We start from the raw sequence: 12,563 nt of genomic DNA on the forward strand, positions 1-12,563 counted from the left end.
TCCGTCCTGGCACTGGTTTATCCTGTGCCGACTGAGCAACAGCGGACGAGCCGGACATGAAAATCATCATTCTGGGCGCAGGTCAGGTTGGCGGAACGCTCGCCGAACACCTGGCCCATGAAGAAAATGACATCACGGTGGTGGATACCGACAGCGAACGGCTGCGCGAGCTGCACAACCGACTCGACATCCGCACGGTCACGGGGCCGGCGAGCTATCCGCAGATCCTGCGGCAGGCGGGTGGCGAGGATGCCGACATGTTGATCGCGGTGACCAACTCTGACGAGGTCAACATGATCGCCTGTCAGATCGCCCACAGCCTGTTCCACACGCCGACCAAGATCGCGCGCGTGCGCTCGACCGCCTATCTGACCCGCAAGGGCCTGTTCTCGCATGACGCCATCCCGGTCGACGTGCTGATCAGCCCCGAGCAGGTGGTGACGGACCACATCCGCCGCCTGATCGAATATCCCGGCGCCCTGCAGGTACTCGACTTCGCCAATGGCGTCGCCCAGCTGGTCGCGGTGAAGGCCTATTACGGCGGGCCACTGGTCGGTCAGGAGCTCGGTTTCCTGCGTCGCCATATGCCCAACGTGGATACCCGCGTCGCCGCCATCTATCGTCGCAACCGCCCGATCATCCCGCGCGGTGACACCGTGATCGAAGCCGATGATGAAGTCTTCTTCATCGCGGCACGCAAGGACATCCGTACCGTGATGGGCGAGCTGCGACGCGTCGATCGCAACTTCCGCCGTGTGGTGATCGCCGGTGGCGGCCATATCGGTGAGCGTCTGGCCGAGACGCTGGAGCACAGTCATCAGGTCAAGATCATCGAGCACTCGCTGGCGCGTTGCACCGACCTCTCCGAGCGCCTCGATCGCACCGTGGTCCTGCACGGCAGCGCCACCTCCAAGCGTCTGTTGCTGGAGGAGAACATCGAGGATTGCGACATCTTCTGCGCGCTGACCAACGACGACGAGGTCAACATCATGTCGTCGATGCTGGCCAAGCGACTCGGCGCCAAGAAGGTGCTGACGCTGATCAACAACGCAGCCTACGTGGACCTGGTGCAGGGCGGCGAGATCGACATCGCCATCTCGCCCCAGCAGGCAACCATCGGCGGCCTGCTGACCCACGTGCGCAAGGGCGACATCGTCAATGTCCACTCGCTGCGCCGTGGTGCGGCGGAGGCCATCGAGGCCATCGCCCACGGCGATGAGCGCTCCTCCAAGGTGGTAGGCCGACGCATCGAGGATATCAACCTGCCGGAGGGCACCACCATCGGTGCCGTGGTACGCGGCAAGGAAGTGCTGGTGGCGCATCATGACCTGGTGGTGGAATCCAACGATCACGTCATCCTGTTCGTGGTCGACAAGCGTCGCATCCGCGAGGTGGAGCGTCTGTTCCAGGTCGGGTTGACCTTCTTCTGATGCCGGCCTCCATGACTTCCGCCCCCCGCTCGCGCCCGCCCCGAACATCATTCGGCGGCTTCGCCACCCTGCGCCTCTCCCGGGGAGGCGCCGCATGAGTCTACGCGTGATCTCTCGCATCCTCGGTATCCTGCTGATGCTGTTCAGCCTGACGCTGGTGCCGCCGATGCTGATCTCGAGGGTCTTCGAGGACGACACCCTGAGTGCCTTCGCCGTGGCGATGGGCATCACCCTGCTGACCGGTTTCGCGCTGTTCTACCCCAATCGGCACGCCCGCAAGGAGCTGCGCAACCGCGATGGCTTCCTGATCACGGTGCTGTTCTGGACCGTGCTGGGCGCCTTCGGCTCGCTGCCCTTCCTGCTCGCCGAAGACCCGAACCTGACCATCATCGATGCCATGTTCGAGTCGTTCTCGGGGCTCACCACTACCGGCGCCACGGTGATGACGGGGCTCGATCTGCTGCCCCACTCCATCCTCTACTACCGCCAGCAGCTGCAATGGCTGGGCGGCATGGGGATCGTGGTGCTGGCGGTGGCGATCCTGCCGACACTCGGCATCGGCGGCATGCAGCTCTACCGCACCGAGATTCCCGGCCCGCTGAAGGATTCCAAGCTGACGCCGCGCATCACCGAGACGGCCAAGGCGCTGTGGTACATCTACGCTGCGCTGACGCTGGTGTGCTTCGCCAGTTACTGGGCGGCCGGCATGAGCTGGTTCGATGCTCTGGGCCACAGCTTCTCGACCGTCGCGGTCGGTGGCTTCTCGACTCACGACGCCAGCATCGGCTACTTCGATTCAGCCAGCATCGAGATGATCTGCGTGTTCTTCATGGTGGTGTCCTCGATCAGCTTCGGCCTGCACTTCGCCGCCTGGCGCGAGGGCCGCATCAGCCATTATCTGCGTGATCCGGAGACACGCTTCTTCCTGATCCTGCTGCTGATCCTGACCTGCGTCACCATCGCCGGCCTGCTGCTCACCGGCAGCTACGATGACAGCAAGGCACTGCGCCACGGCCTGTTCGAGGCCGTCTCGGTAGCCACCACCACCGGCTTCGGCGTCGCCGATTTCACCGGCTGGCCGGGCGTCTTGCCGATGATGCTGTTCATCGCCGCCTTCATCGGCGCCTGCTCCGGGTCCGCCGGTGGCGGCATGAAGGTCATCCGCATCCTGCTGATCCTCAAGCAGGGCGTGCGCGAGATCCATCGTCTGATCCACCCCAATGCCATCCTGTCAGTCAAGGTCGGCAAGATGCGCATCTCCGAGGGCGTGGCTGAAGCGGTGTGGGGCTTCTTCTCCGTCTACCTGATGCTGTTCGTGCTGATGATGCTGGGCATGCTCGCCACCGGGCTTGACCAGGTGACGGCGTGGTCAGCGGTCGGCTCGGCGCTCAACAATCTGGGGCCGGGGCTGGGTGAGGTCGCGACCCACTATGGCGATATCCCGGGGGCCGCCAAGGGCATCCTGATTCTCGCCATGCTGCTGGGACGTCTGGAGATCTTCACCATCCTGGTGCTGTTCACGCCGGCCTTCTGGCGGCGCTGACAGCCGCGCTGATAACCCCCAACGCGCCGAGAGCATCACCTTGAACGCAAACGCCCCCGCCGGAGGACTCCGACGGGGGCGTTTCGTTGTGGCGCTTCGACTATGACTCGCCGCTAGTGGCGTCACGGCGCGCCAGCAGGCGGCGCATCGGCGCGGTCGGCTCCAGCACGTAGTGGATGCGGCTGGCACGATAGCAATCGTTGAAGGCATCGAAGTAGTCATCCAGCACGCTGGCCGCGTTCTCTTCCCCCGCCTGACGCAGCAGCTCCGCCGCCACTTCCGCCGTGCACAGGTGCGCCTCGGAGGCAGGCTTGCGCAGGTGATAGCGGGTCAGGCGCTGAGTATGCAGCGGCAATACCGGCAGGCCGTCCAGATAGGGGCTCTTGCGGAAGATGCGCCGCGCCTGACGCCAGGTGCCATCGAGCAGGATGAACACCGGAATGCGCGCCTCACCGCTGGCGGTATGGGTCGCCACATCGGCGCCGACGCCGGCGATGGCGTTCACGTCGACCACGCGATCGGCGTAGTCAGGCTGGTCGTCCGGGAAGATGATGAAGGGCTGATAGCGCTCATCTTCCAGCAGCGCCAGCAGGCGCGGGTCCGGCTCGACGCGATACCAGCTGAAGACCTCGGTGCCCGCCAGCACGTCCGTGATCAGGCGTCCGGTATTGGTCGGCTTGTAGTGCTCCAGCGGATGCGTGATCAGCCAGAACTTGATCCGCGACTCGGCAGTCACCTGATACGGGCACAGGCAATTGAGCCTGGGCAGGCGGCACGCCTCACAGCGAATCACCTGACTGCCGCGCGCCTTGAACTCGCGGCGCGGGTGCCGCCCGTGCCACGCCTCCGGCTCGCCACTGGGCAGCGTGGTGATGCCACTGCCTTCGCCTGGCGCGACGGTGTCGATTGCCACAGCGTCGCCATCGGTGCTGGAGGCGACAGCGGAAGCAGAGTGAGGCGCACAGGCGGCGATATCGTCGCCATCAGCCGGCGGGGGGCGGGAATCACACATGATGAGCAGTCAGAACCAAAGAAAAAGGGACGCGCATTCTAGCATGCGCGTCCCTTTCTCCCATTCTTCTGTTCCGACTCAGGCTGCCGATTCGCGGGATCAGACCTCGTAGCGGTGCTTGCTGCCGGTCACGAACTTGGGCGGGCGACGCTTCCAGTAGCCTGCCAGCAGCGACCCCGAGACATTGTGCCAGATGGAGAAGATCGCCCCCGGCAGCGCCGCCGTGGCGGAGAAGAACTGACTGGCCAGTGACGCCGCCAGGCCGGAATTCTGCATGCCGACCTCGATGGCGATGGTGCGCGAAGTGCGTTCATCCAGTCCGAACAGGCGCGACAGGCCATAGCCGGCGCTCAGGCCGATGGCATTGTGTGCCACGACCGCCAGCGCGACCAGCGGGCCCAGCGTGGCGAGGCGCCCGACGTTGAGCGAGACCACGATGGCGATGATCAGCACGATGGCCAGCATGGCCAGACTCGCCAATGCCGACTCCCACTCGCGGATCAGGTCACGCGCGAAGTGATGCACGACCACGCCGAGCACGATGGGGGCGACCACCAGCTTGGCGATGCTCAGCAGCATGCCGCTGACCGGCACGTCGATATCGGTGCCCAGCAGCCACCAGGTCAGCAGCGGCGTCATCACGATGGAGAGCAGCGTCGAGGCCATGGTCATCGAGACCGATAGCGCCACGTGTCCGCCAGCCAGCCAGGTCATCACGTTGGAGGAGGTCCCCCCTGCCGTGGCGCCGACCAGCACCATGCCCACCGTCAGGGCCGGGTCCAGCCCCAGCAGACGCGCGATCAGGAAGGCGGCCAGCGGCATCACGCTGTACTGCAGCAAGAGCCCCAGCGCGATGGGCCCCGGTCGGCGTGCCACGCGCATGAAGTCGTCACGTGACAGGGTCAGGCCCATGGCGAACATGATCAGCGCCAGCAGAGGCTGAATGGTGTCCTTGAGCGCCACGAACGGCGTCGGAGCCACCACGGCGATGCCGGCAAAGACCAGCGCCCACAAGGGGAAGAAACGATTCAGCGTCTCGAACATGCTTTTCACTTTTCGGTCGCCCGGGGCATCGATTTCCCGGAAATTGCTGGCCCGCCTCCCATGGCAGGCCTGAAGGCGCGCATCATAACGTATCAGGCAGCCCCAGGTGGCCCTGATACAACCAATGGCGCACAAGGCGCGGTACTGCCTGCCCGGCACTTTCGGCCAGCGGCAGCACGCCGGGCTCGGCCAGTTCATCGGCATTCGGGTCGACCAGCACGATGGGGGCATCCAGCGGTGCTGCTGCATAGAGGTTGGACGCCGGCATGACCTTGAGCGAGGTGCCGACGATCAACAACAGGTCCGCCTCGGCGGCGATCTCCTCGGCGACCGCATAGAGCGGCACCGCCTCACCGAACCACACCACGTCCGGGCGCAGCTGACTGCCCTTGTCACACAGGTCTCCGAGGCGAATGCCACCACGCGGCAAGGGATAGCGCAGGCCGTGATCGACGCTGGAGCGCGCCTTGAGAATCTCGCCATGCAGATGCACGACCTCGCGCGAGCCCGCTCGCTCGTGGAGGTCATCGATGTTCTGGGTGATGACCGAGACGCGAAAGCCGTGCTGCTCAAGCTCCGCCAACGCCTTGTGGGCCGCGTTGGGCCTGGCGCGTCGTACCTGGGTGCGGCGGTCATCGTAGAAGCGCAGCACCTGCTGGGGGTCACGTCGGAAGGCCTGCGGCGTCGCGATGTCTTCCAGACGATGCTCTTCCCACAGGCCATCCTCGGCGCGGAAGGTGCGCAGGCCGCTCTCGGCACTGATGCCGGCGCCACTCAACACGACCAGATGGCGTCCGTGACGTGCACCGGGGTCCTTGAAGCCTTCACTCATCTAGCACTCTCTCTGGCGTTGGACAGGATCGAACAGCGGGCATGGCGATCACATTCAGTCATCGATGAAGTCCTGACTGCGATCGACACCGAAGCGCCGCTTGTTGCGATAGGGATAGACATCGATCACGCGCCCTTGCGCGATGGCGTCCTGCAGGCCACGCCACCAGCTGGCCTGGAAGATCTCGGGATGCAGCTCGTAGAACAGCTTGCGCAGCTGGAGGTCGGCAAACAGGAAAGGGCCGAACTCTTCGGGGAAGATGTCGTTGGGCCCCACCGAATACCAGGGCTCGCTGGCCAGTTCCTGCTCAGGGTAACGTGCCTCGGGAATCTCGCGGAAGTTGCACTCGGTCAGGTAGCTGATCTCGTCGTAGTCATAGAAGACCACCCGCCCGTGGCGCGTGACGCCGAAGTTCTTGAGCAACATGTCGCCGGGGAAGATGTCAGCGGCAGCCAACTGCTTGATCGCGTTGCCATAGTCATTGAGCACCGCGCGGGTTTCCTCGGCGTCACACTCCTCGAGATACAGGTTGAGCGGCGTCATCATGCGCTCGGTATAGCAGTGACGGATCAGCACCTTGTTGCCGCGCAGGCTGATCGAGGAACTGCACACCTCCAGCAGCTCTTCAAGGCAGGCCGGGTCGAAGTGGTCCTTGCCGACGGTGAAGTTCGAGAATTCCTGCGTATCGGCCAGTCGCCCAACGCGATCATGGCGTTTGACCAGACGGTACTTCTCGCGCACCTGATCACGACTCATGTCCTTGCCGGGGGCGAAGCGGTCCTTGATCAGCTTGAACACCAGCCGGTAACTGGGCAGCACGAAGACCGCCATCACCATGCCGCGCACGCCGGGCGCGATGATGAACTGATCGGAGCGACTCGCCACATGCTGGTTGAGGCCGCGGAACAGCTCGGTCTTGCCATGCTTGTAGAAGCCGATGGCGGCGTACAGCTCGCCGATGGGCTTCTCGGGCATCAGGGTCTGCAGGAACCCGACCACCTCGCCGGGCACTTCGATCTCGACCTGAAAATAGGCCCGCGTGAAGGAGAAGATGATCGAGACCTCTTCCGGCTCGATGATCACGGTATCCAGATAGACACCATCGCGCTCGGTATGCAGCACCGGCAACACCAGTGGCAGGGTCTGGCCGCCACCCTCGATGCGCCCGACCAGATAGGCCCCCTTGTTGCGATAGAAGACGCTGCGCAGCATCTCGAAGGCGGCGTCCGGCGCATCGCGCACCGCCTCAGGCAGCGTCGCGAGCAACATCTCGGCGCCCAGCGTCACATCGCGCCCCTGGTGCTCGAAGGCGATCCCCAGCGGCGCCTCGTCGAGCACGGATTCGAGTGCCCCTGCCCAGTCACCCTCGACCGACACACGATGGCTGATGCTCAAGCCGGAATGGCGTGCCGGCCCCTGGCGGGATGGCGAGACGAACATCCAGTCATCGCGGATGTGGCGATGGGAAAACACGCTGCAGAAGATGGAGTTGTAGAAGGTCTCGGCCAGCTTGTAGTCGAGGCGTTGATCGATCAGCGCCATGTACTGCCGCTTGGCCTCGCCCCACAGGGTGCACTCGCACAGGCGCTCGGGCTCGAAGGCACGCTCCAGCCGCTCCATGGTGGCGGCGACCTTCTCATCGTAGAGGTTGATGCGCGCGGCGGAAGCCTGCTGTGCCTCACGCCAGTCGGCCTCGATGAAGCGCCGCCGCGCGTCGCTGGAAATCTGCTTGAAGCGTGATCGATATTCATCGAAGCCATGCAGCACGGTCGTCGCCAGTCGCTGGCCCTGCTGGCCATTGCCGCGCTCGTCACTGTCCACATCATTGCCCATCGCCGCCTCCCTGCCCTTCAGTCACCTGACATGACCAAAGCATGCGGACTGTCGCGCCAGCAAGCGAGACGACAATGGTCGCGGGCCTTCAACCCTGACTCACGCTACGTGCGACATCCTCCAAGATCGGAATGGCAACCTGGCGCCCGAAATGCAGAACGCCACCCCGCAAGCGAGGTGGCGCTCATGATGTCTGACGATGGCCAGGGGCGCGTGGCTTACAGCTCATGCCCCAGCGAGGCCGCCGAGCCGGCCAGCGGCTTGACGCGGCGCTCGGCCTCGAACAGATCATCAGCCATGTCGGCCTGCTCGGAATTCATGTCCAGCGCATCGATACGCGAGGCCTGGAAGCGGTCACGCTGCTCATCCAGGCCCGCGAAATCGAACAGGTCGCGGTCTGCCAGATGTGATGGCGCCACCGAGGTGACGGCATGGAACATGGTTTCCAGACGCCCCGGATGCTTCTTCTCCCAGTCCTGCAGCATCTCCTTGACCACCTGACGCTGCAGATTCTCCTGCGAGCCGCACAGATTGCAGGGGATGATCGGGAATTCGCGGGCGTTGGAATAGGCCTCGATATCCGATTCACGGCAGTAGGCCAGCGGACGGATCACGATATGGCGCTGGTCGTCAGAGAGCAGCTTGGGCGGCATCGTCTTGAGCTTGCCACCGAAGAACATGTTCAGGAACAGCGTCTCGAGGATGTCGTCGCGGTGGTGGCCGAGGGCGATCTTGGTCGCACCGATCTCGGTGGCGAAGCCATATAGAGAGCCGCGACGCAGGCGCGAGCACAGCCCGCAGGTCGTCTTGCCCTCCGGCACCTTCTCCTTGACGATGGAATAGGTGTCGCGCTCGAGGATGTGGTACTCGACGCCCACCGACTCGAGCCATGCCGGCAGCACATGTTCCGGGAAGCCTGGCTGCTTCTGATCGAGATTCACTGCCACCAGCGTGAACTGCACCGGCGCATTGCGCTGCAGGTTCATCAGGATATCCAGCATGGTGTAGGAATCCTTGCCCCCGGACAGGCACACCATCACCTTGTCACCATCACGGATCATGCCGTAATCGGTGATGGCGGTACCGACATTGCGCCGCAGGCGCTTCTGCAACTTGTTCAGTTCGCGCTTGGCAGTGGCCGCATCAGTGGGGCTGGACGAAAGCTCGCTATCGGGTGTGAACATGGGGCATCAGGCTGGCAGTTTGGAAGGGCGCACAGTCTAGCATTGGCCAGTAGACGGTCACAGAGGCAGCATGCTTCAGGCGGTGTGGCCTGCAGCTGTCAGGCAAGGTGGCGTGACGCCGACGCAAGATACGCCAACGCCCGCAGTCAGCGGGCGTTGGCGTATGGCATGCGCCGTGGGGAAGCGCGGCGCTTGCAGGACGTCCGTGCAAGCTAGAAAAGGCGCAGACTAGAACGGGCGCAGGCTAGAACAGACGCAGCACTTCCAGATAGCGGATCACCACCCCGCCCAGCATCACGAGGATACCGAAGCGTTGCAGTCTGAATTCAAGCGCAGTGAGCGCAAGCTTGCGAGACCAGAACATCAGCACACCGCGCATGTCCTGTGTCCGGCGAATATAGAGGCCGTAGGCAAACAGCACGATGGCCAGGCCGAGAATCAACAGCGTATTGGTCGCGATCAGCATGTCGCACCTCGTGGGCAAGTACCCCTGAATCATAAGGAAGGCAATCGCGAGCGGATGCCTTATCTGAAGCCGGGCCCCGAGCAGATGCCCGGGGCCCGACAGTCATCACCTGGCGCAGTGATGACGATCCTGAAGAGAATGATTCCGTCCTCAGGCCTGACAGAGGCTGGCTGACAGCAGGTCCTTGTCACGCATGGCCTTTGCTCGCTGTCGCCGCTTCATTATGGTTATCAAAGCTGCTCGGTCTTGCATCCTGCATGGCTTGGCCGTCCTGCTGGCCGGTAGTGCACTGGCGTGTAATCAGAGTCGACCTCTCACCGCAGCGGGCGTGTCGTATGGCAGCCAGTGTGGACAAAGGCAGTGAGCCGGGCCATTGGACATTCCGGCAACAGACCTTGGAATAATAGCCTTGAGGATGATGTCGGCTGATGAGACCTCTGATACCTGACCTATAGGCCCCGCTCAGGCCTGGCTGGCCAGCGAGGGCGACAGCGGTGCCTGCATCAGGCGCTGCGCCATCAGCGCACTGGTCACGGCGTCCCCCAGCGCACTGTGGCGACCGATCACCGGCACGCCCAGGGCGTCAGCCATCGCCTCGAAACGCAGGTCCGGGGCGGCATCCGGCTGCTCATGCTTGCAGCGCCGAGCGTAATCGCGCGCGAGATCATGACGCTGGCTGGGCAGATCAAAGCCGAAACGTGGGCGCAGGTGACGATTGATCACCGCGACATCGAAGTCGATGCACCAGCCCACCAGCGGGCGATTGCCGATGAACTCCAGCAGCTGCCGTAGTGCATCCCCCAGCGCTTCTCCACCATGCAGATCGATACCGCGCAGACGATGGATACGGATCGAGTCGCCCTGCAGACCTTGCGGGCATTGCAGGTAGAGCGACAACGCGCTGGAGGTATGGATATGGCGCGCATCGAAACGCACCGCCGCCAGCGAGACCAGCTCGGCATGGCCGACATCGAGACTGGTGGTCTCGCAGTCCAGCGCCACACGCTCCCCGCCCCGCTCGGCGGCATGCCAGGGACGAAAGAGTTCGGCGAACTCGCCCTGCGCATGGCGACGACGATCACTGGCGCGTCTCAGTTGTTCGAACATGCCACCTCCCCTCGGCCATGAGGCCGGTTCAGTATTCCAGGTGATAACGATGTGACAGGCGCTGCTTGAAGTCCTTGACTCGACTCAAGGCATCGCGCAATAGATCACGCTCCAACGAGGACAGCGACTGGGTGATGATCAGGTTGCGACTCTTCGCCTCACGCGCCGCCGCGGTCGTGTCCTGGCCATCCTTTCGCGAGTCGCTTTTCCCGCCAGCGCCAGCCGCCGCGCCATGTTCATCCTCTTCCAGATGGCGCAGCTGCTGGCGCAGACGCAACTCGGCGAACAGCGACAGTGCCTCGGCAAGGTCGGCACTGTCGCTGGCCTCGATACGCCCATCACTGACCAGCGCCTCAAGCCGCGCGAAGGTGCCAGTGGCCATCACTCCACGTTCCAGCGCCATGGTGCGAACACCATGCACGATGGGGAAGATGCCGCCCTTCTTGATATCGATGCCGTGGCGCGGCGAGCGCAAGGAGCCGAACAGCGTCAGCGGGGTCGAGAAATGCAGCGCCGGGCGCGCGAAGTGCGACAGCAGCAGTTCATCGCGCGTGGCGTGGCGCACCAGGTGTCCGCGCAAGCTGTCGACCAGCGTTTCATTGCCGCCGCTGGCGCGCGCATCGAAGACGATGGCCAGATTCATCAGCGCCTCGCCATCGCGCCCGGCGCACCAGCGTGCGATCTTGCCGCGCCAGCGCGACTCGGTGGCGACCCACTCCGGATTGGAGACCATGATGTTGCCCGGGCATGGTGGATAGCCGAGACCCGCCAGGGCGTCACTGAAGCGCTGCAGGGTGTCCTCGTTTTCAGGCCACTGGTGGCCATCGGCGATGATCAGCCCATTGTCCTGATCGGTCTTGAGGATCTGTTCGCCGCGCCCTTCGCTGCCCATCAGCATCAGGCAACTCGAGGCTCGGTGCTCCTCCTCCACCAGCATGGCGAAGGTGCGCTCGATCAGACGCCCGTTGAGCGCACTCAACAGCGCCATGGCATGGCGCATGTGCACCCCCTGCATCGCCAGCGCTCTGACCATTTCCGGCAGACGCGCACTGGCCTGCTCAAGCGCCGCCATGTCAGAGGCGCGCTCGATCTCGAGACTCACCAGCTGACTGCGATTGGAGAAGAACCCCAGCACGTCGGTCAGCTCGATGACCCCGACGACCGCCGCGTCAGGCGTCAGGCGCTCCTTGACCACGACTCGCGCGACCCGGTGGCGGGTCATCTGCACCAGCGCCTGGAACAGATACTCCTCCGCCGTGACCGCCACCAGCGCAAAACTGCCCAGCGAGGCGAGCGGATGGCTGGGCGCCAAGCCCTGAATCACCAGCGCATTGAGCAGGTCCGTGCGTGTCACCACGCCCTGACGCCCCTCGACAGTGATGATCAGGCTGTCCGCCCCCGCCGTCTGCATGGCCTTGACGCCCTGCTCGATACTGGCGCTGGCCGCCAGCTTGAGCGGCGGACGCATGCAGTCCATCACCCGCGCCAGCATGAAGCCCGCCTGGTCGCGACTCGCGCCCTGACGGGTATCACGCTGCGCCGCCAGCAGCCGCGCCTTGTCACTCAGGCTGTGCTGGAAGTACTCACCGAAGGCAGGACACTCCTCGCACAACGAGAAGAACAGCTTTGCGGGCAGCTGGTAGCACAGCGTCTCCTGCTCGCAGACGAAGCGGGTACGGCAATGGCCATTGAGCAGCGTCAGCGCCCCGAACAGGTCCCCCGCGGTGTAATGACCGATGCGCAGGCTGACCCAGGCATCCAGTCCCTCGCGCTGTGCCTTGCCGAGCATGGCGGCGTCCGGCAGTGCCGAATCGGCGGCCAGTTCCGCCACCTCGCCCTTGTGAATGATGTAGACCGCCTCACCGACGGCCCCCGGCACCAGCGGCTGCGCCAGCGCCTCGAAATAGTGAAGGTCCACCCCTTCGGCCAGCCGTTGCCGAAGACGCTCATCCAGCAGGCTGAACGGCGGCTCCTCGAACGCGATATCCACCAGTGACGCTTGCATGACAGCGACTCCCCTCTGCGCACGCACCGCTGATCGATGCACGAGCCCTCAAACCACGAGGCCCCGCCTGCAGGTGCAAGACGGGGCTTCGGGAAACGGGGGCCTGC

The 12,563-nt window shown here is 64.1% G+C and carries 10 protein-coding genes; 2 read left to right on the plus strand and 8 right to left on the minus strand.

The features are described from left to right. Positions 1-56: 56 nt before the first annotated feature. Positions 57-1,430, plus strand: a complete 1,374-nt coding sequence (trkA, locus tag F8A90_RS14745) for a Trk system potassium transporter TrkA (RefSeq protein WP_043333795.1) — start codon at positions 57-59, stop codon at positions 1,428-1,430. Positions 1,431-1,524: 94 nt separating this feature from the next. Beyond that, the gene (locus F8A90_RS14750; protein ID WP_043333794.1) at positions 1,525-2,973 is read left to right on the plus strand and encodes a TrkH family potassium uptake protein; all 1,449 of its coding nucleotides are present in this window, start codon (positions 1,525-1,527) and stop codon (positions 2,971-2,973) included. Between the two features lie 100 nt (positions 2,974-3,073). Here F8A90_RS14750 and F8A90_RS14755 read toward each other — a convergent pair whose 3' ends face one another. The 8 genes from F8A90_RS14755 to F8A90_RS14790 all read right to left on the minus strand — a co-directional run bounded on the left by F8A90_RS14755 (position 3,074) and on the right by F8A90_RS14790 (position 12,456). Beyond that, a complete protein-coding gene (locus F8A90_RS14755) occupies positions 3,074-3,985 on the minus strand; it encodes a tRNA-uridine aminocarboxypropyltransferase (protein WP_200017661.1) in 912 nt (303 codons plus the stop codon). Between the two features lie 99 nt (positions 3,986-4,084). Further along, positions 4,085-5,029: a bile acid:sodium symporter family protein gene (locus tag F8A90_RS14760; RefSeq protein WP_166020156.1), complete on the minus strand. Its 945-nt coding sequence runs from the start codon at positions 5,027-5,029 to the stop codon at positions 4,085-4,087. An 82-nt stretch (positions 5,030-5,111) separates the two neighbouring features. After that, positions 5,112-5,861 carry an SIR2 family NAD-dependent protein deacylase gene (locus F8A90_RS14765; protein ID WP_052384572.1) on the minus strand — a complete coding sequence of 250 codons (750 nt, stop codon included), beginning with the start codon at positions 5,859-5,861 and terminating at the stop codon, positions 5,112-5,114. A gap of 54 nt (positions 5,862-5,915) precedes the next feature. Continuing rightward, positions 5,916-7,694 carry a bifunctional isocitrate dehydrogenase kinase/phosphatase gene (gene aceK / locus F8A90_RS14770; RefSeq protein WP_200017663.1) on the minus strand — a complete coding sequence of 593 codons (1,779 nt, stop codon included), beginning with the start codon at positions 7,692-7,694 and terminating at the stop codon, positions 5,916-5,918. 218 nt (positions 7,695-7,912) lie between these two features. Next, on the minus strand, positions 7,913-8,878 hold the full coding sequence (gene ttcA / locus F8A90_RS14775) for a tRNA 2-thiocytidine(32) synthetase TtcA (protein WP_200017665.1): 966 nt from the start codon (positions 8,876-8,878) through the stop codon (positions 7,913-7,915). Positions 8,879-9,122: 244 nt separating this feature from the next. Beyond that, complete coding sequence (locus tag F8A90_RS14780) at positions 9,123-9,344, minus strand: hypothetical protein (protein WP_043333792.1); 222 nt, start codon at positions 9,342-9,344, stop codon at positions 9,123-9,125. Between the two features lie 462 nt (positions 9,345-9,806). Next, entirely contained in the window at positions 9,807-10,451 is a 645-nt protein-coding gene (locus tag F8A90_RS14785; RefSeq protein ID WP_200017667.1) for a 3'-5' exonuclease, read from the minus strand. Between the two features lie 28 nt (positions 10,452-10,479). Next, on the minus strand, positions 10,480-12,456 hold the full coding sequence (locus F8A90_RS14790; protein ID WP_233593353.1) for a DUF294 nucleotidyltransferase-like domain-containing protein: 1,977 nt from the start codon (positions 12,454-12,456) through the stop codon (positions 10,480-10,482). Positions 12,457-12,563 lie beyond the last annotated feature (107 nt).

Source organism: Cobetia sp. cqz5-12 (genome assembly GCF_016495405.1).
In the GTDB taxonomy this organism is placed as follows: Bacteria; Pseudomonadota; Gammaproteobacteria; order Pseudomonadales; family Halomonadaceae; genus Cobetia.